Below are 26901 nucleotides of genomic sequence, written 5' to 3'. Positions count from 1 at the left end.
TATTCTTTTTCAGCAGTTCTGATTCCAGTTTACCTAATTGATGACACGCCCTAAGTGTTAACTATATTAATTAAATCGGGATGACAGGATTTGAACCTGCGGCATCCTGCTCCCAAAGCAGGCGCGCTACCAAGCTGCGCTACATCCCGTTATACCCATCCGCTTTTTTGGGTTTGGTTTTTATCTCCCCATCAAAGCGATCGCGCTTTCACAAAAGCGTTAATGCAATCATATCACATAACACTGCTCATGCCTAATATATTTATATCTTCTGCAAATACTAGCTAGATTAGATATTTGGGCTGATAAAGGTTAAAGGTTTGTCTGCCGACTTAGTTTTACAAGAAATATTACTTGTGCGTTCGTCGGCTAAACCTTGTCAAACCAAATTTAAATAATAGATTTGTACTACTATACCTGATTTTATTGTGCGAATCGGGTTTTATTTGGATTGAGCATTAGTGAGGATACCAGAACATGCCTTTGATGCCTTCTGGATCGGCCATAAACCCCATAGTTCGGTAGAAATCTACAACATGGGGGTCAGCGAAGAGAGTGACATTACTAATTTCTTCACTCCTAAGTTTTTTGAGAACGTATTTCATCAGCGCCTTCCCCAGTCCTTGACTTTGAAAGTCTGGGTGAACCACTACATCCCAGATAGTGGCATTAAAGGCGTGATCTGAGGTAGCACGGGCAAAACCAATGAGCCGCTTTTGGTTTCCTCTCACTTGCCACATTGAAGCAACGAGAAAACTATGCTCAATAGCTTTTTTTACTTTTCTTAGAGGACGACGCGACCAACCAACTGCATCACAGAGTTCTTCTAGCTCATATAGGTCAATATCTCGTTCCGTACTGAAGACGATCCGAGCCTCCTTTGAAGCAGCTTCGCTAATACTACTGGTGCTAGAGTTGCCCGCAGTTTCTGCTGTATGCTCTTCAAAGAGATTTGTCCTAGTTGTCCCTACAGATTCAGGAGTACTAAACCAAGTTTTCCAAAAACCCATGCCAACGCGGTTCGGGTAGTATAACTGAATTGGTTTCCACTCTTAGGAGTGTTGATTCACTTTTAACATCGCTACCCCCATTTATTACCCTATTACACTCAAAGTTTTTCGGTTGTTTTCGGGATTTGCAATGGTAACAGCCAGTTAGAGCGTGTTTCACACCAATCATTTTCAACTTTAGCATTTTGTTGTAAAGGCTAGGAGAAATTCACCAAAAGGGTAAGAATATAAACAATTCAAAATTCACGCATTCAAAAACCTAATCCTGGCAATTGCTCGTATAGAGCTTAAATGCACGTTAGCTTAGGAGTGTATTGTATACGGGATTTGGGCATAAGGCATTGGACATTGGGTATTGAGAACACTCTTCTCTTATCCCCCTTGTCCTCCTTGTCCCCCTTGTCCTCCTTGTGCCCAGTCCCCAGTCCCCAGTCCCCAGCCCCTAACATCCACCCCCCAGATGACGAAAGCAAGCGAGTTTTACCCTTAACAATGGCTTCTGGTTTAAAATCTTCGACACTGGAACTCCTAAAGCGCTTTAACCGAGCGTTTCCCCAGTTTTATGAGCAATTCGTCAGTAGTGAAATTCAACTGCAAAATTTGCGGCTAGCCTACCGTCTCTATAAAACTAGACGTGCTGTTATCGAACTGAAACCGGAAGGTAGCAAAAGTGCTTTGCATTTTGCTTACCGCAACCAGTCTTTTCTCCTCAGCGATATTTTTGGTGTACTAGCAGCTTATGGGTTGACTATCCACGGTTTAAGTCTATACGGTCAAATCCGTCCGCCAATGTTAGTTTTTATCAAACTGTTGGTATCTCGTGGTAGTAAAGCCTTGACCGAGAAAACCGCAGAAAATGTCTGTCGCGCTATTCGCGAGGCTTTAGGAGGTCGGTTTGAGGTAGAAGAGATGCTGGCAGTAGAATTTAATCTTGACACTGGCTTAGAGCAGGTACAAACTGAGTTTTATGTCGATCCGGTATTTCATCTCCCTGCCCTAGTGATTGAAGCTGATAATCAACCAGGATTATTCTACAAAGTCATGTATGCTATCTGGCAGGAAGACCTTCTGGTAGTCAATGCCAATTTACTGGTTTGGCGCGGACGTACACGGCTAATTCTTTACTTGTTAGGGCCGAATGAAAGTCTCATTCCTGAATATCTGGGTCACAAAATTGCTGAAGGAGTGCGACAGAGGTTGCTGGGTAAATAAAAAAAGTGAGAAGTTATGAGTTATGAGTTAAAAATTCTTCACTCCTAACTTCTAACTCTTTCTACTTTAGTATTTAGTCGCACCCGTCCTTAAGGGTACGATACAAGTATGGCAACTATCGAAATCTTGGGCGTTCCACACGCATACGAGCTAACGGCTCCCACTTCCTGTCCCCATGCTTTAGTATTTATCCACGGTTGGCTCAATAGCCGTGGATATTGGCAACCTGTGATTTCCCGCCTATCAGATGATTTGCAGTGCCTGTCCTATGATTTGCGGGGTTTTGGTGAATCCCAATCCCAAGTAAAAACCGATTTTAGTCGAGCACAAACGTCTTTGAGTATAACGCCCATCTCCAGTAGTATGGCTGACTCATCTTTCGATTCTCTTTATACTCCTGCTGCGTATACTCAAGATTTAGCAGCTCTCCTGAAACAATTGAATATTAGAAGTGCTTGGCTAATTGGTCACTCATTAGGCGGGACGATCGCTCTTTGGGGAGCAGATCAAATGCCTGAGCGTGTTAAGGGAGTTATCTGTATCAACGCTGGCGGTGGTATTTACCTCAAAGAAGCCTTTGAGCAGTTTCGCTCGGCGGGTCAGAAATTTTTGCAAGTCCGTCCGCGCTGGCTGTCCCAAGTGCCTTTGATTGATTTGCTGTTTACTAGAGCTAGTGTGGCTCGTCCTTTAGAGCGCTATTGGGCACGTCAGCGAGTAATAGATTTCGTTGTGGCTGACCCAGAAGCGGCTCTGGGAACTTTGTTGGACTCTACAACTGAAGAAGAAATCAATCGTTTACCTGAGCTAGTATCCCAACTGAAGCAGCCAGTTTATTTTTTGGCTGGCGCGGAAGACAAGGTTATGGAACCCAAGTATGTGCGCCATTTAGCTAGCTTTCACAGGCTTTTTCAATATTGTGGTGACAATGTTTTGGAAATTCCTAATTGCGGACACCTGGCTATGTTAGAACAGCCGGATGCAGTGGCCGATCACATTCGGGCGATAGTCAATAGTTATAGGGTATAGGGGATTGGGGATTGGGGATTGGGTATTGGGGATTGAGCATTGGTAGTTACAAATGACAAATGACTAATGACAAATGACTACTCAACAGGCTGATACAACTTCATCACCTGAGTAAGCCCTAATCTAGATTCAACGCCTAGTGTCAGGGGAGACGTATGACCGCGGGATAGATGGTCAGCGGCGGCACAGCCAATCATGGCGGCGTTATCGGTACAGAATTTTAGAGAGGGAAAGAGGACGCGTAGGTTATGTTTAACGGCGGCGGCTTGGAGATTTTTTCTCAAGCCGCTATTAGCTGCTACACCGCCGCCAATGGCAATTGTGTCTAGACCATAGTCAAGGGCACAAGCGATCGCTCTTTTGGTTAGCGATCGCGCTACCGCATCCTGAAAGCTCGCTGCTATATCTGCCACTGGTACTTGTCCACTATCTTTCTCTAACTGTTGCACTAAACGTAATACAGCCGTTTTTAACCCACTAAAACTCGCATCATAACGATGAAACCCCCCACCAGGTAAAGAAACTTTTCCTTCGGGTAAAGCAAAGGCTTGAGGATTACCCTGCTGTGCCAACTTGTCGATCGCTGGCCCACCGGGATAACCCAGCTTTAACAATCGCGCCACTTTATCAAAGGCTTCACCCGCAGCATCATCACGGGTTTGTCCCAGAGTTTGGTATCTACCACAATCTTTGACATAAATCAAGCTTGTATGTCCGCCTGAAACCAGTAAGCTAAGAAAAGGGGGATTTAAAGTTGATTCGCTCAAGTAAGTTGCACAGATGTGACCTTCGAGGTGATGAACTCCCAAAAATGGCTTGTTGTGTACCATCGCTAGAGTTTTGGCAGCAGTTAATCCCACCAATAGCGCTCCTACGAGTCCAGGCGCACAAGTGGCGGCAATTGCGTCAATTTGTCCCCAATCTAGTTGAGCTTGCTCTAAGGCTTGTGCGATCGCAACATTTATCGTTTCCAAGTGCTGGCGAGACGCTACTTCTGGTACTACCCCGCCATACTGCTGATGGACTGGAATTTGCGAGGCTACGATACTGCTGCAAACTTTACGATTGTTAACAATTGCGACGGCTGTTTCATCACAACTGGTTTCTATTGCTAAAACGGTTGTCATTGAGAGTGCTAAGTGCTGAGTTTTTGAGTTCTGATCCTGAATAGTAGAGAAAAAATCTTGCTTCTTTACTACCCTACAACAACAATTCTTATACTCGGCACTCAGAATTCAGCACTCAGCACTAATTTTGGTTGAGAAGCTTTAACTTTTATTTACTTAAACTTTACTCGGTTCCCACCCAAGAGTATGATGACTTCCTAGTTATGCAAATAAACAACTGTACAAGCCGCTTCGTTTTGTACAAAGAACTTCTTGTTTTGTAATAAAAGGAAACAACTCTATGCGACGATTGTTTGCTTTGATGTTAGCGATTAGTCTTTGGTTCAATTTTGCCCCCCCAGCACAAGCTTTAGGGGCTAATTTGACACCGTGCAAAGACAATCCCGCTTTTCAAGAGCTAGCAGCTAATGCCCGTAATACCACTGCTGACCCCGAATCTGGGAGAAAGCGGTTTGAGCGTTATTCTCAAGAACTGTGTGGTCCTGAAGGCTATCCCCACTTGATTGTTGATGGCCGTCTAGATCATGCTGGTGACTTTTTGATCCCCAGCATTCTGTTTCTATATATTGCTGGTTGGATTGGCTGGGTAGGTCGTACCTATCTGCAAACAATCAAAAAAGACCCGAATACTGAACAAAAAGAAATCCAAATCGATTTTGCTTTGGCACTACCTATTATAGCGTCAGGCTTTACTTGGCCAGTAGCAGCAGTCCAAGAACTCCTTTCTAACAAATTAGCGGCCAAGGATACAGAAATCCCCATTTCTCCACGCTAAATCAGCTTAAATAATTCATTCCTTTTGGAGACTAAATTCATGGCAGACAAAGGCGATCAATCAGCTTATTTGATTAAATTCATTTCCACAGCGCCCGTGGCCGCTACGATATGGCTGTTCATCACAGCAGGGATCTTGATTGAATTCAACCGCTTTTTCCCCGACCTACTTTTCCATCCACTACCATAAGTGTCTAATGGGATTTAGGACTGTTGAATCAATGTCTTGTTTTTTGCTTAATATTGTGTAGTTGATTTTTTCAGCTTAGTTAGGCAGAATTATCACTAAAATAGCCGGCAAAAATAGTTTTTTGAAACTCGTGATACTGTTTACAGATCGCGAGTTTCACGGTTTTAAAATCAGCTAAATTAATTTTTCTAAACTTCCTAAACAAAATGCTTCTTGAGCGACAATTATTATTAATATAAAAATGCCACCATTTTAATTTAGAGGCGAACATAAAATATGGCACAAGCAGTAGATGCATCAAAGAATCTTCCCAGCGATCCTAGAAATCGGGAAGTTGTTTTTCCCGCATTTGGCGATCCACAGATAGGCAACTTAGAAACCCCGGTTAATTCTTCTCCTTTGATCAAGGGGTTTATTAATAATTTACCTGCCTATCGCCCAGGTTTGGCTCCTGCTAGACGCGGTTTGGAAGTTGGTATGGCTCATGGTTACTGGCTATTTGGCCCCTTTGCCAAATTAGGCCCACTGCGGGACACAGATAATGCTAACTTAGCTGGGTTACTATCAGCCATTGGTTTGGTTGTAGTTCTCACAGGCGCTCTATCGCTGTATGCAAATAGCAATCCACCCAAAGCACTTCCTAGTGTTACCGTACCCAAGCCTCCAGCAGATGCTTTTAACTCTAAAGAAAGCTGGAACAACTTCGGCAGTTCTTTCTTGATTGGTGGTATTGGTGGTGCAGTAGTTGCTTACTTTTTGACCAGTAATTTGGCACTAATTCAAGGTCTATTTGGTTAATTACTGGGAGTTAGCAGTAGAGACGCGACGCCCGTCGCTACAACGGGGAGGCAGCGGGGTCTTGGGGGTTCCCCCCATGAGCGACTGCCGTGGGAACCCCCGCAACGCGCTGGCTCATTAATCGCGTCTATACAGGAGTTAAGAATTAGGAGTTTAAATTCATAACTTCTAACTCTTAACTCCTAATTTATTTAAACAAAACTCCTTCAATATCATTTAAAGCAGTTTCAAAATCGTCATTAACGATTTGAATATCAAATTCATCTGCGGCTTGAATTTCTTCTTGGGCGCGAAGCAGACGACGGGCGATCGCTTCTTCAGAATCTTGGGCACGAGAGCGTATTCGTTTCTCTAATTCATCAAAGGAAGGCGGTAAAATAAAAATGCTGAGGGCACTGGGGAAGGAAGCACGAATTTGTCTTGCCCCTTCTAGTTCAATTTCCAGCACCACCAACTTACCAGAATGAATTTGGTTAAGTACTGCTTCACGGGGTGTGCCGTAATAGTTACCAGCAAATTCTGCCCATTCTAAAAATTCACCTTCAGCAACTAATTGTTCAAACTTACTGCGACTGATGAAGTAATAACTTTTGCCATCGATTTCGCCTGGACGGGGAGAACGAGTTGTCACCGATACGGAATAATAAAGTTCTGGATGACGCTCTAGGAGCGATCGCATTAAAGTGCCTTTACCGACCCCACTGGGGCCAGTTAAAACAATTAACTTGCCTAAATGTAAGCATTCTTCGGTAGTCGCACTACTCTGGATCGGTAAAACTGGCATCATCCCTTCAACCTGTGAATCAATCAATACATATTATTCATTAGTCTCGTATTCCTGGTCTAGTCCACTGGTGACTAAGGAATTTGTAGCAAGAGTAACAGATAAATTTGTCTAATTCACATGGTACTACTGATACGGTGCAAAGAGGAGTAGGAAAAACCCCCTGCTAGTCAATTATCTACAGTTTGATGCTCGCGAGAAATCACAAAGCGATTCGCTACCGTTTCCGGCTGAATCGCTGACAGAATTACGTGGCTGGAATCGGTGATAATTACAGCCCTAGTCCTACGACCGTAAGTTGCATCAATCAGTTGACCTCTGTCTCGTGCATCGGTAATAATCCGCTTAATTGGGGCAGACTCTGGACTGACAATGGCAACTACTCGATTGGCAGAGACGATGTTACCAAACCCGATGTTAATTAACTGAATGTCCATAAAAAACTGACGCTAAAGGCGGTTTGATAAAGCTTGAAATAAACTTCTTTCCATGTTATCGCCAAAAAACGGGAGTTACAACGCTTAAATTTAAGCCAATCTGCGTTTTTAAATAATGTCTGCTTCTTTTAGCTATTTATTAGCTATTTTTCCTAAAAATATTCCTAAAGATACAGGTAAAATCATACTGATACAAGCTAGTTAGGTAATGTATCTTCTATGAAAATAATTAGTACCGCAAGAGGCTAATTCATAATTCACAATGACGCTTGCAGACTCGCGAACAAAATTCAAACAGGTATACAGCGTAAGCATTTTACTGATTTTAAATGAGTAGTTTATTTACGCCGTGCTGTAAAAAATTAGCTTACCTTTAACAAGGGGCTATTCCGCACCAGAGCATTTCAAAGAAAGTAAATAACTTTCAAACTTGTGTTATTGTTCATTATTCAATCTTTGAATCTCCTCATCAAACGATGCTAATCAAGATGTTCTAAATCTTGTTCTTGCAATTATTTTAATGTAGTTTATAACCACAAGTGATAATTCTGTTTCTAGAGAATTTGAGTAAGTATTTTTAGACATTACTTAATATTCTTCTAATTTACGAAGATTGGTAATTAGGTTTTATTGACGTAAACTTCCAGCTTCACAATCGCGCAACCAAGCTTTAACCCCTTGGGCAACAGTACCGTTACTACTATCTCGTGGTGGAGATAGTGGCTGCTGTTGTGAATAGGAACCAGCTTGAGAAAACATCATCACTAGTTGCCAACCACTTTTAGTTTTAGTCAATAACAGCCAGTGAAATTCTTGCAATTCTACAACTTTCCGATCTATGTACTGCCGCTCCAAGGTAGTAAAGAAAACTTGCTTAACTCCTGATGCAGCACTTTTAGACACATCTGCACTATATTCTTCAAGGTTAAGGGGCAGAGGAGTAAACTCAGGTCTTCCTGCCACCAACATATAACTGTAAACCTGACTGCTTCTACTGAGGCGGCGGGCGCGTTGACTAGCGCGATTGGTATAACTAGGTAATTTTTGTAGTAGCTGTATAGTTAATGTTTCTAAATTTTGCTCAGAACACAAAGACTTCGCACCACTGTTCGCATTTTCCCTTTCTGCTAGCGTCGAGGGTTTCGGGATAGGGTTTATCGAGAAGGCTGGGTAAGCAAAGCTATTTGAAACTACAACCCAGAAGCCACAAGCAAACAGGAAACTATAATTTTTCTGACTGAGCGAATAGGTAAGATTGTTATTTTCTACACCTTGCACTTTGAGTTTATCACTGACTCTTAGCTTCATGCCACCGCGATCAACTCCTCAGAAATTCTCTTCCAGGCTAACTCAGGCTCAGTAGCAGTGGTGATGGGACGACCAATCACTAGATAATCTGCACCGGCTTTAATAGCTTGTGCTGGAGTGAGCGATCGCTTTTGATCGCCAATATCAGCCCAAGTTGGTCTAACCCCCGGACAAACTAGCAAAAAGTCATTTCCACAAGTTTGTCGTAGCTGCGCCACCTCTTGAGGCGAACAAACTACCCCATCCAAACCAGATTCTTGAGCGAGTAGGGCCATTTCTAGAGCATATTCTGGCAATTCTAAAGGGATTTTTAAATCAAATGCCAACTGCCGAGCAGAAATGCTTGTTAGTAGAGTAATCGCTATTAACTTTGGTGGTTTTACACTCGCTTGTGCTGCTCCTATTTGTGCCGCTTCTGTTGCAGCCTTGAGAGCTTCTCTACCACACGTCGCATGAATTGTCAATAAATCCACACCATAACGAGCTGCATTACGGCAAGCACCTGCAACAGTGTTGGGGATGTCATCAAACTTTAAATCCAGGAAAATCCGCTTTTGCCGGGATTTTAGCACTTCCAGAATTTTCGGGCCAGTGCTGGTAAACAACTCTAAACCTACTTTGAAGAAAGTAACATCCTCAAGTCGATCTACAAGGGCGATCGCACTTTGTTCATCTGGCACATCCAAAGCCACAATTATTTTGTCATTGGTCATTGGTCATTTGTCATTAGTTTTTTCATTCTCACTCCCAATTTAGGGTACTAAGCGCACAAACTTATTTTTTCCGACTTGTAAAACTTTACCTTGTAATTGACTAGGAGCATCGAAAGTGGTGTCAGCATCGGTAATGCGATCGCCATCTAAACGCACGCCACCCTCTTGAATTTTCCGCTTTCCTTCCCCGGTACTTTTGCACAAGCCAGTGACATTGAGAATATACGCTAACTTCGTAGGAAATTGCTGTACGCCAGCTAGAGAAAATTCTGGAACAGCACCTTCTTTGCCGCCACTTTGGGCTGCTTCTTTTGCCTCTTGGGCTGCGGTTTCACCGTGGTACTGTTTAACAACTTCCCATGCTAAAAGTGTCTGGCGATCGCGTGGATTTTCTGGCAGTCGATCCAAAGGTAAATCCGTCAACAGTTCAAAATACTGTTCTAGGAGATTATCGGGAACTCCTTGCAACTTTTGATACTTTTGTCCTGGGTGTTCTGACAATCCGATATAATTACCTAAAGACTTAGACATTTTTTGCTCGCCATCTGTGCCAATCAAAATTGGCAGCAGCATTCCAAATTGGGGCTTTTGACCAAAATGGCGCTGCAAATCTCTGCCTACAGCTATATTAAATTTCTGATCGGTGCCGCCTAATTCCACATCTGCCTCAACTGCAACCGAATCAAAACCCTGCATTAACGGGTACAGGAACTCATGGATAAAAATCGGATTCTCTTTTTTATAGCGATCGGCAAATCCTTCCTTCGCTAACATCTGCCCCACCGTCATCGTGGAGAGTAACTCCAAAATTTTCTCTAAGTTGAGCTTAGAGAGCCATTCGGAGTTATAGCGCACCTCTAACCTTCCTGGTGTGTCAAAATCCAAGATAGGACGTACTTGATCGAGATAAGTCTGAGCATTTTTAGCTACATCTGCTTCTGTAAGCTGACGACGCACTTCAGATTTACCAGTTGGATCGCCAATACGTGCTGTAAAATCGCCAATAATTAAAACTGCTGTATGACCTGCATCTTGAAATCCTCGCAGTTTTCGTACTGGTATGCTATGACCAAGATGAATATCAGTACCAGTAGGGTCAATCCCTAATTTGACCCTTAAAGGTTTGTTTGTAGTTTGTAAGAGCCTTTCTAGACTTTCGCTGTTAACATCAACTGATTGTGGGAAGACTTCTACTACACCACGACGCAACCAAGCAAAATCTGGCGTCATGCTAACAGATTCATTATTACCTATGTTTTGCACACTAGAAGTTAAGTTGGTTATAAACACTTGCAATTTATCCACTTTCTCATCTGCCAAACTACTATAATTGCAAAAAACTAACCGCCTTGCTTCACCCAATCAATTACAGTTAAATTTACAAATGAGGAAGTGAAATAGCCGTGTCGTCGTCTAGGACTTTTGAAGATAAACAGCCACAGCGTCGGGCTTCATCAGGTTTTGAGTTTTTGAAAGGAGTTGGTCAGGTAACTGGCGGTACTCTCCTCTCAATCACCATGCTGGCAAGTTCCATTGTAGCCGGAGGACTGGTTGGTTTAGCCATCAGTTTCCGTAATTTGCCAGATGTAAGACAGCTACGTAACTTCTTTCCCTCAGAAACGACTTACATTTATGACGTTAAGGGCAAGCTCTTAACGAGTATTCACGGAGAAGCCAATCGGGAAGTCGTACCCCTAGATAGAATTTCCCCGAATTTAAAACGGGCAGTTTTGGCAAGTGAGGATAGCCACTTCTACGATCACCACGGTATCAACCCTACTGGTGTTGGTCGGGCTATAGTAGTTAACGCTGTAGCAGGTGGAGTCAAAGAAGGTGGCTCCACTGTTACTATGCAGTTGGTAAAAAACCTGTTTTTGTCTCAAAAGCGGGCCTTTACCCGGAAGTTAGCAGAGGCTGTGCTAGCAATTCGGTTAGAGCAAATTCTCACTAAAGACCAAATATTAGAAATGTACCTTAATCAAGTTTATTGGGGTCATAACAATTATGGTGTACAAACGGCAGCCCGCAGTTACTTTAATAAATCATCAGAATATTTAAGCCTGGGTGAGTCAGCAATGATGGCGGGTTTGATCCAAGCACCAGAAGAATTTAGCCCGTTTGTGAGCATGAAGCTGGCAAAACAGAAACAAAAAGAAGTGCTGGGACGGATGCTGGAATTGAACTGGATTAACCAGTCAGAATACGATAATGCCCTCAAGCAAGAAATCAAACTTGGGAAAATCAAATCCTTTCAAGGTAGTGCCCTACCTTATGTAACCAATACCGTAGCGCAGGAGTTGGCTAAGAAGTTTGGGCGTGAGACACTACTCAAAGGCGGGATGCGGGTGCAAACTACAGTTGACGCCAACTTCCAAATCATGGCTGAGGAAACTGTCGTTAAGTGGCATAAAACACTTCTGGGGCAAGGATTATATAAGAATCAAATGGCCCTTGTGGCAATCGATCCGCGCACGCATTTTATTAAAGCACTGGTGGGTGGTATAGATCCTAAGACCAGTGAATTCAATCGTGCAACTCAATCTCAGCGCCAGCCCGGATCTTCTTTTAAACCGTTTGTATACTATACTGCTTTTGCTAGTGGTAAATATGGACCAGACTCAACGGTGGTAGATGCTCCAGTTAGCTATCGAGATGGTAACGGTTGGTACTTTCCAAGAAATTATGATGGCGGTTTTAGTGGAGCTATGCCAATCCGCAGAGCTTTAGCTCAATCGCGCAACATTCCGGTGATCAAGGTTGGTAAGGCTGTAGGGATGAATAGAGTTATAGAAACGTGTCGCACTTTGGGCATTATGAGTCCAATGGAACCTGTGACTTCCTTACCACTTGGTGCAATTGGTGTCACCCCTCTGGAAATGGCTAGTGCATACGCTACCTTTGCTAATTATGGCTGGCAATCTCCACCAACTGTAATTGCCCGTGTCACTGATAGTAGTGGTAATGTGTTGCTGGATAGTACCCCGAAACCGCAACTAGTTCTCGATCCTTGGGCATCAGCTGCAATTATCGATGTGATGCGATCGGTAATCACTGAAGGTACAGGTAAAAGTGCTGCGATCGGTCGCCCAGCCGCAGGGAAAACGGGAACAACATCATCAGAAAAAGATATTTGGTTTGTTGGTACTGTGCCACAGTTGACAACTGCTGTTTGGGTAGGCAGAGATGACAATAGACAATTAGCTGACCATGCCACAGGTGGTGTCATGGTTGCTCCCATTTGGAAAGATTTTATGGAGAAGGCACTTAAGAACGTACCCGTAGAAAACTTCAAGTCACCTTCCCAGTTTTCTCGTCCCAAGTCAAATTAAAGTTAGGAGCGATAAGTTATGAGTTATGAGTTTATTGAGAACTCCTAATTCCTGTACAGACGCGATTAATCGCGTCTCTACTCCTAACTTTTGCTAGGGCTGTTTTTCTAGCTCGGCTTTCATCCGTTCTAAAGTGACGTGCATTTGGTCAAACATTTGTTGCGGAGTGACACCGAACTGACCTAATTGGGTTTTCAGTTGTTCTACTGTCATTTGTGCCATGAAATCTTCTGATAGCTCGAAGCGCTTCATAAAGATGCGGTACCGTTCCATCATGGTTTCCATTTGCTCAATAAACAGCTTTTTGCCATCGCGGTCAAATTTGCCGTAGCTGTTGCCAAGCTTGATCAGCGCTTGATAATCCTCAAACAGCTGTTTTGCTTCTTGCTGAACTATTTCAGAATCGAAGAATCCCATATTGCTTATATTAAACTGAGCGCCCAGACTCAGTAGCTTAATAGTTTTACTTCTATTTATTATTTTAGTCTAGGGGAGTAATCTAGTCACGAAGCTTCGGTTTTGGTATGGTTTGTTACCGAAATTTCAACACTTGACTTGAGAACGTTTCCCATTGTTAAATCGACTTAATAAACTCGCAATACTCAGAGCTTTAGCCATTGATTTCGGATTGGTATTTTCACCCGGTTCAATTTTCAGTCTGGTAGCGTATTTCTGAGCTAGTGAATCTTGCGGGTTAAGTTTTAATGCTTGACGGATATAAACCCTAGCCATCCCGATAAATTTTTGTTTTAGATGTACTAAACCTAATAAAGCATAATAGTCGCTGTTATTTGGCTCTAACTTGATGGCATCGCGCAGTTCTTGTACGGCTAGGGCCCAATTGGCTAGCCTGACGTACTCAATCGCTCGCTGGTAGTGACGTTGGGCGTAATTTGTCAAAACTGGTTTGACATTAGTTTCTTGATTAAATGTCAATTCAATTGGCTTGACTTCTACTTCAGGGATGATGCGAACAGCTTTTTGCGGTAGAAACAAGTCAGGTTTATGCAACTGTAAGTAAACTAAATTCAGTATACTAATCTGTTGTGTAACTTGATAAAACTGATGGAGTGATTTGTATTGAGCTTCTGCATAGGAAGCGATCGCTTCTTCATAAAACAATTCTGCTTGGGGTGCAGACATTTCTATAATTTCCTGAGCTATGGCACTTTGCCCACACAAAGCTTGCTGCTGTAGTACTCTTGCGTTCGATCGCAGCATGGCTATGGCAATCAAGCGTTTGTGTCGATTTTTGAGTTGTTCGTAAGCTGGATTAATTAAATAGCTCAGTATTGCCGTTGCTAATTCTTGGTCGGAATTGCAGTTTTTAGCATAGCGATCAGGATGTAGCAGCTTCGCTAAAGTATGATAGCGTTTAAAAATCTGGCGATCTTCAGCACTCACAGAAATTCCTAGCACAGCGTAAGGATCGCAAAGCTGTTGAAGCCATTCTGGCGGTAGGAAGGTCTGTGACATCGTAGTAGTCTTGATCCGTTAAAAATTTAAAATTAGCATCAAAGCTTAATGCACAGTCATGTGAAACTTACTCAAATTTCTTCAAATATTAGATTGTGGAACTTACTACCCAAAAGTTGGCAGGGCAAAACAGGGTATTTGACTAAAATGAGTGAGTTTTGAATTGTCTGTGTGCCTTTTGGCTGTCTTATTGTAGGAACTATGGTATTCGTATATTTATTAGAAATATGTTGACTAAGCGCAAAAGTCGAAGTGTTGCCGCTGTTTTAGCTTTTTCTGGCACACTCACAATTTCAGGATTACATAAATTCTACCTGGGACAGCCCCTGTGGGGTGTTTTGTATGTGTTGCTTTCTTGGACGCCGATCCCCAAGGTAGCTAGTGCGATTGAGGGAGTTTGGTATTTAGCCCAAGACGAAGAAGCTTTCGATCGCAATTTTAATCTCGGCAAGTCAGCGGCAAAGAACTCACAAAAAGTGATTAATCAGGTAGGAGCGATCGCTGAGGCAATGCGGGAATTAGATGCTCTGCGCCAAGATGGACTGATTTCAGAGTATGAATTTGAACAAAAGCGCCGCCAATTGCTAGACCAGATTTCTTAAGGTAAGCAACAATCATGAATAACTGGCTACCTTTAAATTCCAGACTGCAAAAACTTCGCGCCAAGCTCCTCAACGATCCCTACTATCGCCTACAATCTGGGGAAGAAATTCAAATAGCGGCCCAATTAGGTATCCGCATTGATGCTAATCAAGCCACTGTAGATGATTGGTTACGCTTACCAGGTTTATCAATTCACCAAGCGCGATCGCTTGTGGAACTTTCACATTCAGGTGTGAAATTTTACTGTATTGAAGATATCGCTGCGGCTTTAGGTATACCAGCGCCGCGCTTAGAACCATTAAAGCCTCTGCTGAATTTTATTTACTATGACCACGAATCTTTAGAAAATCCTACCCATTTACTCAACCCGAACACAGCAACCGTTGAAAAATTAGCACAAATTCCATTTATAGATTTGTCTTTGGCGGAAGCAGTGGTGCAAAATCGGCAATCAGCCGGGCCTTACCGTAACCTGGCTGATTTCCAGCGACGGCTGGAGTTAACTGGTGATGCGATCGCCCAGATAATGTATTATTTGAGGTTTTAAGTTAAAAGTTAGAAGTCTTAAAATAACTCCTAACTCTGGCAATTTTGGATTGAAAGAAAAATCCAAAATCTAAAACTGATTAAATGAACCCAATGCGATCGAGAGGCCAAAAGCGAAACGTTGCTCGACCGATGACATTTTTTCTGGGTAAAAAGCCCCAATAGCGAGAGTCATTACTATCGTTGCGATTATCTCCCATAACGAAAAATTCGTCTTCTGGGACTTTTACTGGTTGATATGGCTGATTTGGAGGTTCAGCGATGTAGTCTTCTGCCAAAGGTTGACCGTTGAGGTAGACTTTGCCAGAAGCAACACTAATTACCTCACCAGGCTGGCCAATAACTCGCTTGATAAACGCTTGGTCTTTGGGATATCCTCGACGTTGTAGTTCTGCGGGTGGCTGAAAAACAATAATATCGCCAGTTATGGGTGGGTGAAAATGGTAGGAGATTTTTTCAACTACCAAGCGATCGCCAGTATGTAAGGTGGGTAACATCGAGTCAGAAGGTATATAGCGCGGTTCGGCGATAAAAGTCCTGATTAAGAATGCTAAACACAGTGCGATCGCAATTAAGATCAGATTTTCTTGCCAACTACGCCATACTTTTAACGACGCACGCTCTTTTTTTGCATCACTTTCGTGAGGAATCATAAAAGTTTCTAGCTAGTTTCAGAAGTGAGACAAATACCTTGATTATTTTGACTCAAAAGTTATATTAATAGGAAAAGAGGGTTTAGGGTCAACCTATACAGACATGAAATAATACACTTACCCATTTGCTAAAGATAAGCACAAGTACTGTAAAGAAACTATGACTTGTCTAAGGTAATATAAGCTAATAATTAGGATTGCTAAATAGATTATTAAAAATAAAAATTTTAATTGCTGTAATTATAAGGCAATTTATGAGATGATTTTAAGTTTTGTTTGTTCCTGCAAAATCAGCTAGTTACAGACTGCTAAAGCGATACAACCAGTAGGTTTTTTCTTTAAACAGAAAATTGGTTGTAGAGTTGCAAAATAGTCTACCTCATGTTTGACAGTATCTATCTCACTTTACTGAAAAAAGGCAGATAGCGCCGACAGCAAGCGAGTTCGCGTACCCTTACAGGGAAGCAAGCTACGCGCAGCGTCTCGCAGAGAGCGTCGGGCAGTCTTGCTGGAGGTTGAGTTACAATAAAATATATATTTTTTTTAAGTAAAATTACATAATTTTAGCCAAAATTTAAATGTATTTTTAAATCTGTAAATTTGTTCAAAACAGCGTTGTTAGTAAAAAATACTACTTTTAAAGATGAAATCTAGGCTTTATTGCTTCAATGGATAAATGCTATTCTATTGTGATTTTAATCACTTGCCTATATTTACGAAATTAATTTCCGTAATTACACGGTGACAGTGCATATTAAACTGTACTATTAATTAAGATATCAACATACTTAATTATCGAAAAAACATTTACACACAGAAAGCTACTAGCAATTTGAGCTAAAGTATCAGCATCCGAAACAGAAGTAAGCTGCTGATAGAATTATTTTTCTTGAGTGAGTCAAAGGTGACTAGATTGAAACAATAAGTGCCCCTTACCAATGAGAAACTATATTGAATCAATTTTCGTCTGGTCTATTTCATAGAAAGTACAAGGTAACATTCTGTCAGTTGAAAATTTAACTTTTTCTTAAAAAGGAAACAATGACAACAGGCAGTAAAATATATCTTATCAAGATAGAACTAATAGTTTACCAGACTTTTATTTTAAAGAGACCCCACCCTTTTAAGTAATTTTGTATGTCAATCAAACAATACACTTAAGTTGTAAACTATACAGTTTTACAGTGAGAAAGTTTTGCTAAAAAAACTTTAGTCTGCTAAATGTGCAAATTGTAGGTATGACAACTAAGTTCATCTTATTTGAAAAGCTATAAAACTTGAAAGGATAATGCTGCCTTAGCGGTGAACTAAAAACAGCAATTAATTCATAATTCCTATTTAAAAGGATTTTGGGGTGTGGTAAATTATTTTATTGTGTTCCTCTCTTTCTTAGAGCTAGTGGTAAGAATGTGGAAAAGCAAAGCTTACCTTTGATGACTGGGTTGAAATGAAACAGTACCAAGTATTGTATATTCAACGCTGTCAAAATCGAGAGCATATAGATTTTAGTTAAAGATTTTAGTTAAAACAATATAGTCGCTCTTAATCAATTCTGAATTCCCGTTAGTACCAATTCCAATTTTCATGATTACCAGAATGTAACTGGTATCTAAATATCTAATAAAAATGTGCTATAACGTACCGTCATAACTGTGGTGATGGTTCGATATTTGAAGGAGCGTTGAGGTGGAAAACAATAAGTCGTTTCTGTGGCCAGAAGGAATATTAATTGCGCTACTTGCTTTGTGTGGTGTTTTTAGTCTTGCTTTTATGATGCTTCTAAGGCCAAATACTTCGGATGCTCAAAGTAGACCAAGTATAAATATTAAGGATGTATCTGCAAACGTAGGAACTCAGCAGCGCATTGAGAAATTAAAGGCAGCGATGCTTACAAGTTGGCAGCAAGAAGCACAAACAAAGGGTATAGCCTATCCCATACCATCACGTTTTCAAGGGGAAATCATTAAGGCTGCAAAACTTACTCAGGGTGAGAAAGTGATTGCTCTCACCTTTGATGATGGCCCTTGGCCTCAGACTACAGAGCAAGTGCTAAGTATTCTGAAATCAAATAATATCAAAGGGACGTTTTTTGTAGTCGGGCAGAACCTAAAAAATTATCCAGAGTTAGGAAAGCAGATTGTTGCTCAAGGTCACGTGATTGCCAACCATACTTGGCATCACTGGTATCACTTCTTTAATCAACAAGCAGCTGCTTTTGAAATTGAGCGCACAACAGACTTAATTTATCAAGTTACAGGTGTCAAAACAAATCTGTTCCGGCCGCCTGGTGGTATGCTACACAATGGATTAGCTGGTTATGCAAAAGGACAAAAGTATGCTGTGGTGATGTGGTCGGCTGATTCGACAGACTACAAGTTACCAACTGTACCAAAGTTGATTGATAACGTGATTAAAGATTCTAAACCTGGTGGGATTGTGCTAATGCATGATGGTGGTGGTAATCGTTCCAGAACTGTGCAAGCTTTACCAGAAATTATTAGCAACTTTAAAAAGCAAGGCTATCGCTTTGTGACTATTCCAGAACTTTTAGAAATGGAAGATGCAGACCAAAAGTTGCTTGCTAACAAAAAGTAAAAATTATTAATTATAAATGATTAGTCATTAGTCAATAGTAATTGGCTAAATACTAAAATTATCTTTTTTGGTTAACATGGCTATTTTTGCGTTCGGTTAGAGACTGATAATTAAGGGCACTCTAGCTGTGAACCAAAAATTTTTCTTCAAAGAACGATCGCCCAAATATTGATCTTGTATTGATATTAGTACATGACTATTACGAAAGTTTTTTGGAGCTGAAAACCTTGTTTTATTAAAAGGCAGGCCTTTTGGCCTGCCTGACAAGATTGAATTGATTTGTTGTCGGTCTTTTAATGACTGCTTACTAAACTGAATTCAGTTGTTTTTTCAGGATTGGCTTCTGGACTATCAGCTTCAGAAGGCGGAACTAACTGCCAGAATTTCGGCAAAAATTCTTGCCAGTTTTGTAGAATTTTCTTCGCCTTTGGTGAACCAGTGCGTTCTGCATGATTTTGGATTAATTCTTGCAGTTGCTTTGCACCTACTTCGGTAATCACGCGCTGGATTTTGACAATTTCTGGGTTGACTAATTCACGAAATGAGTCGTCTTCATCCAAGAAGTATGCCAGTCCACCAGTCATTCCAGCAGCTACGTTACGTCCTACTTTGCCAAGGACGACAATCACACCACCTGTCATGTATTCACAGCAGTGATCCCCAGCACCTTCAATCACTGCGATGCCTTTGGAGTTTCTCACAGCAAAGCGTTCTCCTGCTAGACCGTTGGCAAATAACATGCCACCAGTAGCACCATAAAGACAAGTATTGCCAACTATCACGTTTTGTGATGCGTTATAGGTAGCATCAGTTGGAGGTTTGATGATGATTTCACCGCCATGCATTCCTTTACCTACATAGTCATTTGCTTCTCCTTCTAGGCTGAGAATTAAGCCTGGGAGGTTGAAAGCACCAAAGCTTTGCCCAACACTACCTGTAAAGTTGAGATTAATTTGTCCTTCAAAGCCACTGTCACCATATTGAGAAGCGATCGCTCCCGCTAATCTTGTGCCCACTGTTCTGTCAGTATTGATAATTGGGTAAGTTTTGGTGACAGTGGACTGATCCCTAATTGCAGCCTGAATTTCGGGATCGGCAAGGAACTTGTCATCTAAAACCACGCCGTTGCTGTGAACTTCTTCATGCACCAACCAGCTACGATTGTCTCTGGTATTTGGTAGCTGAAGTAAACAGTCGAGATTGAGCGATCGGGTTTTGGTGAGATTTACCTCTGGGCGCAGTTTTAATAAATCTGCACGTCCAATGATTTCTGACAAAGAACGGTAGCCAAGTCGGGCTAACAAACTACGCACTTCTTCGGCAATGAAGTAAAAGAAGTTGACAACTTGTTCTGGCATTCCGGTAAACCGCTTGCGGAGTTCTTCTTTTTGAGTAGCAACACCCACAGGACAGGTATTCATGTGGCAAACTCTCGCCATAATACAGCCTTCAGCAATCATGGCGATGGAGCCGAAACCAAATTCTTCACCGCCCATTAATGCACCCATTACCACATCCCAACCACTCTTGAGTCCGCCATCTACGCGTAAAACCACGCGATCGCGCAAACCATTTTCCATCAAGACACGATGCACTTCACTTAAACCTAGTTCCCAAGGGGAACCAGCGTGTTTAATCGAACTGAGTGGCGATGCACCTGTACCACCATCATGACCAGAAATCTGGATGATATCAGCGTTGGCCTTCGCTACACCAGCCGCGATCGTGCCAATGCCAACTTCTGAAACTAGCTTCACCGACACCTGTGCTTTGGGATTAATTTGATGCAGATCGAAAATCAGTTGTGCTAGGTCTTCAATCGAATAAATATCGTGGTGTGGTGGTGGCGATATCAGCGTTACACCTGGTTTGGAGCGCCTTAACATCGCAATGTATTGGCTCACCTTGGGCCCTGGCAGTTGTCCACCTTCCCCAGGCTTGGCACCTTGGGCAATTTTGATTTCAATTTGTTGGGCGTTGACTAGGTATTCTGGGGTGACACCAAAGCGTCCCGATGCCACTTGCTTAATGGCACTATAAGCTCGATCGCCATTTCGCAATCCTTTTAAATGAGGTAGGGTTGGCGAGTAACCAGACTCGTCTACATCATCTAGAACTGTGTAGCGCACTGGATCTTCGCCGCCTTCTCCAGAATTGGATTTACCACCAATGCGGTTCATGGCGATCGCTAAAGTTTCGTGAGCTTCTCTTGACAAAGCGCCTAAAGACATGCCACCGGTACAGAAGCGCTTGACTATTTCATATACCGATTCCACTTCTTCTAAAGGAACTGGGGTGCGTAGCTTGCCGCCGTAGGCATCGCCTTGGAAATCCAGCAAGTCCCGCAAGGCTGTTACTGGTCTGCCTTGGAGGTGCTTTTTATAAACTTCGTAGTGGTCGTAGTTTTTGTCATCTAGAGCCTTATGCAGCGCCTTAACCATTTCGGGGCTATTCATGTGGTACTCGCCGCCAGGACGGTACTGCACAAAGCCCAGGTTTTCTAACTTCTTGGTTGTTAGTTCTGGGAAAGCTTTGACGTGGAAGGAAAGCACTTCATCAGCAAGTTCGGTAACACTCAAACCACCGATGCGGGAAGTCGTCCCACGAAATCCCAGGTCGATTAAATCTCCACCGATGCCAATCGCTTCAAAGATTTGGGCTGCTTGATAGCTGGAGAGCAGAGAAATTCCCATTTTGGAGAGAATTTTCAGCAAACCTGACTCTATTGCTTTGCGATAGTTTCCTAAAGCTTGTTCTAGGGTGAGGGTGGGAATTTTTTGCACACCCATTAACTTTTGAGTTTTGGGATCGGACCACCAATCACGCACCGTATCTAAAGCCATGTATGGGCAAACTGCGCCAGCACCATAGCCAATCAGACAAGCAAAGTGATGGGTACTCCAACATTGAGCAGTATTCACAATCAGGGATGTTTTCATTCGCAACCCCTCACGAATCAGATGGTGATGCACCGCACCCACTGCTAATAGGGGAGGAATGTAGGTATATTCTGTGTTGAGACTGTCATTGACCTGATCGCGATCGCTTAATATTAAAATCTTTGCACCTGCCCGGACTGATTCAGCAGCTTGTGCTTGTAAAGATTGCACTGCGGCTTTCAATCCTTCTGGGCCAGTGGCGATCGCAAATAGAGTTGACAACTCAGAGGTGGCAAATCCTGACAGCTTAATCGCCTCTAATTCACCATCAGTTAACACTGGCGATTCGAGTTTCAATCTCCGGGCATATTCTGGTTTAGGTTCTAATAAGTTACCCCGTTCGCCTAGTTCAACTTTTAGAGACATCACTAGCTTTTCCCGCAGGGGATCGATCGCTGGGTTCGTCACCTGAGCAAAGCGCTGTTTGAAATAGTCATAAAGCAGGTGGGGTTTTTGTGACAGCACCGCCAAGGGAATATCATCACCCATGCAGAAAGTTGGTTCTGAACCGGCGATCGCCATTGGGTGAATCACCATTTCCACATCTTCTGTGGTATAGCCAAAGGCAGTTTGACGCTGAAGTAAGTTTTGCTTGTCAATAGTCAATTGTTCTTGGTCATTTGTCATTTGTCCTTTGCCATTGCCATTTGCTAATGACGGATGATTAACGACTAATGACTTTAATTCTTGACGGTACTGTTGCAGCCATTTTCCATAAGGATGCTGCTTGGCGATGCGCCCCTTGATATCCCAATTCTTCAGCACTTCATGATTTTCTAAATCCACGGCGATCGTTTGCCCTGGCCCGAGTCTACCTTTCTCGATAATATCGGCTTCTGGGAAATCCACTACACCAGCTTCGGAAGCCACAACAATGTAATCATCTTTGGTGATCGCGTAGCGAGCTGGTCTTAAACCATTACGATCTAAAGTTGCACCAACTTTTTTGCCATCGCTAAATACTAAAAGTGCTGGCCCGTCCCAAGCTTCTTGCAAACCACTGTAATATTCGTAGAAATCAACAATTTCGGGAAATTCGCGTAAAGAAGGCTGATTTTGGTAAGCCTCTGGAACCATAATCATTAAAGCTTCCAAGGGGCTGCGTCCAGAGCAAACCAGTAATTCCACTACGTTGTCTAGGGTAGCTGAGTCGCTGTTATCAATGTGAACTAATGGCTTGAGTTCCTGGATGCGATCGCCCCATACAGGATGATTCAGGCTCGCTTCTCGTGCCATCATCCAGTTGATGTTACCCAATAAGGTATTGATTTCGCCGTTGTGACCCAAAAGCCGCATCGGTTGCGCTAGGGGCCACTTGGGCATGGTATTGGTACTAAAGCGGCGGTGATAAACAGCAAAAGCGCTTTTATAAGCTGGATTTTTTAAATCGTCATAAAAGCTGCCCAAGACAGCAGAACGCACCATGCCTTTGTAGACAATTGTGCGACTTGACAACGAACAGATATAAAATTCTTCTGAGATGTTAGTTGCAGCTTTACTAATTCGGCGGCGGGTAATGTACAACTGCCGTTCTAATTCATCACCGCTTTTGTCAACAGAGGCTAACAAAACTTGTTCAATCTGGGGCTGATTTTCTCTTGCTTGTACCCCAAGTAAATCAGATTGCACTGGTACTACTCGCCAACCCAAGACAATTAATTTCTCTTCAGCAGCTACTTGCTCGACAGTCGCCCTCGCTTGTTGTGCAGCTTGCTGGTCTTGTGGTAAAAATATCATCCCCACAGCTATGCGATCGCTAGATGGAAATTCCTTCCCTCTTTGGGCAAAGTCTTGTTGGAACAACTCCCAAGGGATAGCTGTCAAGACTCCAGCACCATCACCAGAGTCGCGATCGGCGCTACAACCTCCCCGGTGTTCTAAACAGGCTAAAGCAGCTAAGGCTTTTTCGACAATTTCGTGGCTGGTATGATTTTGGCGATGAGCAATAAAACCTACACCACAGGCATCTCGTTCCTCTACTAACCACTTTTGCCCCTGATAGGTATCTCTTGAGTTGATATTCGCTGTGATTTTCTGGCCTTGATTCATCGGTTTATTATTCATACCCTGTTCCTGAAGTATTGAGTTACCAATTTTGCCACTACATTGTGGGAAAAAATTTCTAAATTCAGCGATGGAAAAATATATAGGCACCGAAATTTAGGGAAAAAAAATTTTAACTTCGGTTTTCCTTTATCAGTTCTTCCGTGTTAAAATGATTGCGTGTTTTTTATGTGTTTATGCGGTGTTAGACAATTTACCTCCGCCAAGACATTATTTTTGCCCTGACAGTTTCTTTTTTATATTTTGAAGTTAAGTATTTTCTCAATTCCTTTTTTCCAGATGCACACTAGCTACTCATGGAGCCTATTTCGGCTCACCTGAAACAAAACTACAACTGAACGCTGCACTATTTTTTAAAGCCAAAGCCCAGATAATTCGTAATTGCTCGTGACAATCAAGAACTCACTCTAACCAGTCGCGTTGCGTTTCTTAGAGAAGCTATGCTAAAAGCTTTACGCTACGCTACCTCAATTCGTGGTTGCAATCAGTGAGGGGTTCTACCCTCCATTGTCTTGTTAACCATTGAATTAAAAATTGAGTTTGAGCTGGTGTACCCTTTGAATTACGAATTACGAATTAGTAATTATTTGGTTATCCCGATCCAGCAATAAAATCAGCGTATTACAATATATACCCATTTGACAATTCCCAAATATTGTTGTTGTCTAGAATTTTGCCGCTTACCAGTTGCCGCATGTATTACTATTAACTAGACATTACTGAAGTAATAACAGTAGCAACGATCAGCAGGATTAAATATCTTAATCCAGTTTTGATAACCAAAACTACCGTATATAGTGTGGTTAGAATTAGTGGGAGTTAAAAAACTTGATTGCAGTGGCTTTAGCGTCTAAATAAATTTGTGTCTAAAAGAGATAACTAGCCAATATATAGATTACCATATTTATTCAAAAATAAAGTCATGTTTTCTTTATATTTCCAAATAATTGGTTAGTTTAGACCTTGGGTAATAGTTTTCCAAAGTACCTAATAAATTATGGTAAAAATACCGAATTGTTGCCAATCAGAGATTAGCGACGGCTCTACAAACGCCAAGGGCGATCGCAGATTATTTCGGGCTACTGTGTCACCAATACTTTTAACAGTACTGTGCTTAACGACTACTTGTGTTACCAACGCCCAGGAGTCCCCGAAGACCACCAAATTTATACCCAGGTTAATCTCACAATCACCTGCACCTCCTTTAACAGGTGTGGCATCCTCTGGTAATCAAATTTCCCTCAATGGTCGTACTTTACCAGGAACTTGGTTACAGCGACCTGGAAAAGCAGGTCAGGTGATAACTCATCTCAGTGATGGGGCATTCAGGCAATTAATTGGAGTAAATTTCTTAAACAGTAGTAATTCAGCGAAGCAACCAATACAGTGGTTTTCGTCGGTGACAACGCCACTGGTTTTATCCACCAGACTACTAGGAGCATATCGCTATCTGGATATTAGCAATTTTGCTCAAACATCTGGATGGGAAATCCGAACCAATGGCAACATTTTGGTGATTGCTACCCCAAAAACACAAATCACAAATATTGTTCAAAGCCAGGAACCACCAGAAGCGAGTACCCCTTTGCAACAGACTCGGATTCTTGTCAATTTAGATCGTCCCACTCCCTGGCAAGTTGTACAAGGGTCAGCGATCGCCAAACCGCAAACACCTTCCTCCGATCCAGATACGCCAACTCCCAAATCCACTGCACCGCCAAATAGACAGTGGACAATTACCCTGGATGGAATAGCCAATCCCGTTTTGATAGAACGCTATACCCCCCAGCCAGCAGCACCACCAACATTGCTGCCAAACTTGCTCAAACAATTATCACCAGCGATACCAACACAACCAATACCAGCGCCACCAGTCCCTGAACCACTGATTCAAAAAGTGGAGGTAGTGAAAAACCAAACGATTATTAGTCTGAGCGTTCCCTTTGGTCTATCGCCTCAAGTTACTACTGTAGCTAACCCCAATCGCCTGATTATCGATATTCGACCCGATCCCCTAGAAGAACGGGATATTACTTGGGTCCCAGGATTGCGCTGGCGGCAGCATTATGTCAACTTAGGCACAGAACGCTTTCCTGTGGTCTGGTTAGAAGTTAATCCTCGTAAATTTGGGCTAACGTTGAAACCTATTTGGGCTAGTCCTGATGGGCTTACGGGTACTGCTCCCTTAATTCAAACAGCACAACGTTACTTAGCGGTAGCTGGAATTAATGGTGGTTATTTTAACCGCAATAATAAATTGCCATTGGGTGCGATTCGTCGGGATAGTCAATGGTTATCAGGCCCCATTCTTAACCGAGGTGCGATCGCTTGGAATGATTCAGGTCAATTTTACTTCGGTCGTCTCACCTTAGAAGAAACTTTAATTACGGCAAATGACCAGCGCCTACCAATTCTGTTTCTCAATAGTGGTTACGTCCAGAGCGGAATTGCTCGTTACACCTCAGCTTGGGGATCGACTTACACGCCCCTGACGGATAACGAAATTATCCTAGTGGTACAGAAAGACCAAATTACTAATCAGCTACCAGGCGGCAAAGTTGGTGCGACAGCAGTTCCCATTCCCCAGGATGGCTACCTACTAACTTTACGCGCCAACGCTGCTAGTGCTGCCTCCCAGCTACCTATTGGAAGCGCAGTAAGTATTTCCAGCGCCACTATTCCAGCTGATTTTAGTCGTTATCCCCACATTATCGGTGCTGGACCGCTATTAGTCCAAAATCGTCAAATTGTCCTTGATGCCAAAGGTGAAAAATTCAGCAATGCCTTCATTGCCGAAAAGGCTATTCGTAGTGGTATTTGCACAACGGCAACAGGCGCACTGATGATTACTGCCACACATAATCGTGTCGGCGGTTATGGGCCTAATTTGGCAGAACATGCCCAATTGATGCAACAGATGGGCTGTGTAGATGCCCTAAATTTGGACGGTGGCAGTTCTACCAGCCTTTATTTAGGAGGACAACTACTCGATCGATCGCCTAGTACCGCAGCTCGTGTTCACAACGGAATTGGTATTTTCCTGCAACCAAGATAATCAGAGAATAGAGAAAAAACTCAATTACCAATCCCCAATCCCTGATCCCTAGCCACTTTTTAAAGTTTAGAACAAGCTGTAATTTTGCTTGATGAAGACTTGGTGTAGACATCAGAATTTTAGTAGTAATGGTTTACACCATCAGGTTTGATTTTGCTATGTTTATCAAAGTGCGACAAAATTGCTGATTTCCAAGGTTGCAAGATAGCGCCAGATTTTTTTATCAATAATTAAGAGTACCAACGGTTTGTTATGTCTTCAA

The 26901-nt window shown here is 42.4% G+C and carries 21 protein-coding genes and 1 tRNA gene; 10 read left to right on the top strand and 12 right to left on the bottom strand.

Going from position 1 to position 26901, the window contains the following annotated elements:
• Positions 1-75 precede the first annotated feature (75 nt).
• A tRNA-Pro gene (locus tag RM368_RS19625) sits at positions 76-149 on the bottom strand.
• Positions 150-458: 309 nt separating this feature from the next.
• A complete protein-coding gene (locus RM368_RS19620) occupies positions 459-1010 on the bottom strand; it encodes a GNAT family N-acetyltransferase (protein WP_322695597.1) in 552 nt (183 codons plus the stop codon).
• Positions 1011-1502: 492 nt separating this feature from the next.
• Between RM368_RS19620 and RM368_RS19615 the strand changes: the two genes are divergently transcribed.
• Together RM368_RS19615 and RM368_RS19610 are read left to right on the top strand one after the other, a co-directional pair.
• Positions 1503-2222: a hypothetical protein gene (locus RM368_RS19615; protein ID WP_012410214.1), complete on the top strand. Its 720-nt coding sequence runs from the start codon at positions 1503-1505 to the stop codon at positions 2220-2222.
• Between the two features lie 108 nt (positions 2223-2330).
• Positions 2331-3248: an alpha/beta hydrolase gene (locus tag RM368_RS19610; protein WP_322695596.1), complete on the top strand. Its 918-nt coding sequence runs from the start codon at positions 2331-2333 to the stop codon at positions 3246-3248.
• Between the two features lie 77 nt (positions 3249-3325).
• Here RM368_RS19610 and tsaD read toward each other — a convergent pair whose 3' ends face one another.
• Positions 3326-4375: a tRNA (adenosine(37)-N6)-threonylcarbamoyltransferase complex transferase subunit TsaD gene (gene tsaD / locus RM368_RS19605; protein WP_322695595.1), complete on the bottom strand. Its 1050-nt coding sequence runs from the start codon at positions 4373-4375 to the stop codon at positions 3326-3328.
• 280 nt (positions 4376-4655) lie between these two features.
• On the opposite strand from tsaD, the gene RM368_RS19600 reads away from it, so the two are divergent.
• The 3 genes from RM368_RS19600 to RM368_RS19590 all read left to right on the top strand — a co-directional run bounded on the left by RM368_RS19600 (position 4656) and on the right by RM368_RS19590 (position 6137).
• On the top strand, positions 4656-5150 hold the full coding sequence (locus tag RM368_RS19600) for a Photosystem I reaction center subunit III (RefSeq protein ID WP_322695594.1): 495 nt from the start codon (positions 4656-4658) through the stop codon (positions 5148-5150).
• A gap of 39 nt (positions 5151-5189) precedes the next feature.
• Complete coding sequence (psaJ, locus tag RM368_RS19595; protein ID WP_094349471.1) at positions 5190-5339, top strand: photosystem I reaction center subunit IX; 150 nt, start codon at positions 5190-5192, stop codon at positions 5337-5339.
• Positions 5340-5615: 276 nt separating this feature from the next.
• Positions 5616-6137, top strand: a complete 522-nt coding sequence (locus RM368_RS19590) for a photosystem I reaction center protein subunit XI (RefSeq protein WP_322663575.1) — start codon at positions 5616-5618, stop codon at positions 6135-6137.
• Positions 6138-6324: 187 nt separating this feature from the next.
• On the opposite strand, the gene gmk is transcribed toward RM368_RS19590, so the two are convergent.
• From gmk to tyrS, 5 genes are all read right to left on the bottom strand, one after another.
• Positions 6325-6924: a guanylate kinase gene (gene gmk, locus RM368_RS19585; RefSeq protein ID WP_322695601.1), complete on the bottom strand. Its 600-nt coding sequence runs from the start codon at positions 6922-6924 to the stop codon at positions 6325-6327.
• Between the two features lie 167 nt (positions 6925-7091).
• Complete coding sequence (remA, locus tag RM368_RS19580; RefSeq protein WP_041233849.1) at positions 7092-7358, bottom strand: extracellular matrix/biofilm regulator RemA; 267 nt, start codon at positions 7356-7358, stop codon at positions 7092-7094.
• A gap of 627 nt (positions 7359-7985) precedes the next feature.
• Positions 7986-8666 carry a hypothetical protein gene (locus RM368_RS19575; protein ID WP_322695593.1) on the bottom strand — a complete coding sequence of 227 codons (681 nt, stop codon included), beginning with the start codon at positions 8664-8666 and terminating at the stop codon, positions 7986-7988.
• Positions 8663-9379 carry an orotidine-5'-phosphate decarboxylase gene (pyrF, locus tag RM368_RS19570; protein ID WP_322695592.1) on the bottom strand — a complete coding sequence of 239 codons (717 nt, stop codon included), beginning with the start codon at positions 9377-9379 and terminating at the stop codon, positions 8663-8665. Before pyrF ends, RM368_RS19575 begins: the two co-directional genes overlap by 4 nt.
• A gap of 39 nt (positions 9380-9418) precedes the next feature.
• Positions 9419-10609, bottom strand: a complete 1191-nt coding sequence (gene tyrS / locus RM368_RS19565; protein WP_322695600.1) for a tyrosine--tRNA ligase — start codon at positions 10607-10609, stop codon at positions 9419-9421.
• 173 nt (positions 10610-10782) lie between these two features.
• Here tyrS and RM368_RS19560 point away from each other — a divergent pair, with 173 nt between their 5' ends.
• Positions 10783-12708 carry a transglycosylase domain-containing protein gene (locus RM368_RS19560; protein WP_322695591.1) on the top strand — a complete coding sequence of 642 codons (1926 nt, stop codon included), beginning with the start codon at positions 10783-10785 and terminating at the stop codon, positions 12706-12708.
• A gap of 93 nt (positions 12709-12801) precedes the next feature.
• On the opposite strand, the gene RM368_RS19555 is transcribed toward RM368_RS19560, so the two are convergent.
• Positions 12802-13125 carry a DUF1825 family protein gene (locus RM368_RS19555; protein ID WP_322695590.1) on the bottom strand — a complete coding sequence of 108 codons (324 nt, stop codon included), beginning with the start codon at positions 13123-13125 and terminating at the stop codon, positions 12802-12804.
• A 126-nt stretch (positions 13126-13251) separates the two neighbouring features.
• On the bottom strand, positions 13252-14184 hold the full coding sequence (locus RM368_RS19550) for a J domain-containing protein (RefSeq protein ID WP_322695589.1): 933 nt from the start codon (positions 14182-14184) through the stop codon (positions 13252-13254).
• Positions 14185-14411: 227 nt separating this feature from the next.
• Here RM368_RS19550 and RM368_RS19545 point away from each other — a divergent pair, with 227 nt between their 5' ends.
• On the top strand, positions 14412-14786 hold the full coding sequence (locus RM368_RS19545) for an NINE protein (protein ID WP_322695588.1): 375 nt from the start codon (positions 14412-14414) through the stop codon (positions 14784-14786).
• Between the two features lie 14 nt (positions 14787-14800).
• The gene (locus RM368_RS19540) at positions 14801-15334 is read left to right on the top strand and encodes a helix-hairpin-helix domain-containing protein (RefSeq protein WP_194042369.1); all 534 of its coding nucleotides are present in this window, start codon (positions 14801-14803) and stop codon (positions 15332-15334) included.
• Positions 15335-15413: 79 nt separating this feature from the next.
• Here RM368_RS19540 and lepB read toward each other — a convergent pair whose 3' ends face one another.
• Positions 15414-15986, bottom strand: coding sequence for a signal peptidase I (lepB, locus tag RM368_RS19535; RefSeq protein ID WP_194042370.1), 573 nt, complete (start codon positions 15984-15986; stop codon positions 15414-15416).
• Between the two features lie 1686 nt (positions 15987-17672).
• On the opposite strand from lepB, the gene RM368_RS19530 reads away from it, so the two are divergent.
• Positions 17673-18581, top strand: a complete 909-nt coding sequence (locus RM368_RS19530; RefSeq protein ID WP_322695587.1) for a polysaccharide deacetylase family protein — start codon at positions 17673-17675, stop codon at positions 18579-18581.
• A gap of 293 nt (positions 18582-18874) precedes the next feature.
• Here RM368_RS19530 and RM368_RS19525 read toward each other — a convergent pair whose 3' ends face one another.
• The gene (locus tag RM368_RS19525; protein ID WP_322695586.1) at positions 18875-23584 is read right to left on the bottom strand and encodes a glutamate synthase-related protein; all 4710 of its coding nucleotides are present in this window, start codon (positions 23582-23584) and stop codon (positions 18875-18877) included.
• Between the two features lie 997 nt (positions 23585-24581).
• On the opposite strand from RM368_RS19525, the gene RM368_RS19520 reads away from it, so the two are divergent.
• Entirely contained in the window at positions 24582-26639 is a 2058-nt protein-coding gene (locus RM368_RS19520; protein WP_322695585.1) for a phosphodiester glycosidase family protein, read from the top strand.
• Positions 26640-26901 lie beyond the last annotated feature (262 nt).

Origin of the sequence: Nostoc sp. DedSLP03, from assembly GCF_034530815.1 — a bacterium.
Lineage (GTDB): Bacteria > Cyanobacteriota > Cyanobacteriia > Cyanobacteriales > Nostocaceae > Nostoc.
Note: the sequence above shows the minus strand (reverse complement) of the source record. Positions and strands in the feature narration are given on the sequence as shown.

Coding starts and splice junctions, on each gene's coding strand:
- RM368_RS19620 (WP_322695597.1), bottom strand. CDS start 1,010: ATGGGTTTTTGGAAAACTTGGTTTAGTACTCCTGAATCTGTAGGGACA.
- RM368_RS19615 (WP_012410214.1), top strand. CDS start 1,503: ATGGCTTCTGGTTTAAAATCTTCGACACTGGAACTCCTAAAGCGCTTT.
- RM368_RS19610 (WP_322695596.1), top strand. CDS start 2,331: ATGGCAACTATCGAAATCTTGGGCGTTCCACACGCATACGAGCTAACG.
- tsaD (WP_322695595.1), bottom strand. CDS start 4,375: ATGACAACCGTTTTAGCAATAGAAACCAGTTGTGATGAAACAGCCGTC.
- RM368_RS19600 (WP_322695594.1), top strand. CDS start 4,656: ATGCGACGATTGTTTGCTTTGATGTTAGCGATTAGTCTTTGGTTCAAT.
- psaJ (WP_094349471.1), top strand. CDS start 5,190: ATGGCAGACAAAGGCGATCAATCAGCTTATTTGATTAAATTCATTTCC.
- RM368_RS19590 (WP_322663575.1), top strand. CDS start 5,616: ATGGCACAAGCAGTAGATGCATCAAAGAATCTTCCCAGCGATCCTAGA.
- gmk (WP_322695601.1), bottom strand. CDS start 6,924: ATGATGCCAGTTTTACCGATCCAGAGTAGTGCGACTACCGAAGAATGC.
- remA (WP_041233849.1), bottom strand. CDS start 7,358: ATGGACATTCAGTTAATTAACATCGGGTTTGGTAACATCGTCTCTGCC.
- RM368_RS19575 (WP_322695593.1), bottom strand. CDS start 8,666: ATGAAGCTAAGAGTCAGTGATAAACTCAAAGTGCAAGGTGTAGAAAAT.
- pyrF (WP_322695592.1), bottom strand. CDS start 9,379: ATGACCAATGACAAAATAATTGTGGCTTTGGATGTGCCAGATGAACAA.
- tyrS (WP_322695600.1), bottom strand. CDS start 10,609: ATGACGCCAGATTTTGCTTGGTTGCGTCGTGGTGTAGTAGAAGTCTTC.
- RM368_RS19555 (WP_322695590.1), bottom strand. CDS start 13,125: ATGGGATTCTTCGATTCTGAAATAGTTCAGCAAGAAGCAAAACAGCTG.
- RM368_RS19550 (WP_322695589.1), bottom strand. CDS start 14,184: ATGTCACAGACCTTCCTACCGCCAGAATGGCTTCAACAGCTTTGCGAT.
- RM368_RS19545 (WP_322695588.1), top strand. CDS start 14,412: ATGTTGACTAAGCGCAAAAGTCGAAGTGTTGCCGCTGTTTTAGCTTTT.
- RM368_RS19540 (WP_194042369.1), top strand. CDS start 14,801: ATGAATAACTGGCTACCTTTAAATTCCAGACTGCAAAAACTTCGCGCC.
- lepB (WP_194042370.1), bottom strand. CDS start 15,986: ATGATTCCTCACGAAAGTGATGCAAAAAAAGAGCGTGCGTCGTTAAAA.
- RM368_RS19525 (WP_322695586.1), bottom strand. CDS start 23,584: ATGAATAATAAACCGATGAATCAAGGCCAGAAAATCACAGCGAATATC.
- RM368_RS19520 (WP_322695585.1), top strand. CDS start 24,582: ATGGTAAAAATACCGAATTGTTGCCAATCAGAGATTAGCGACGGCTCT.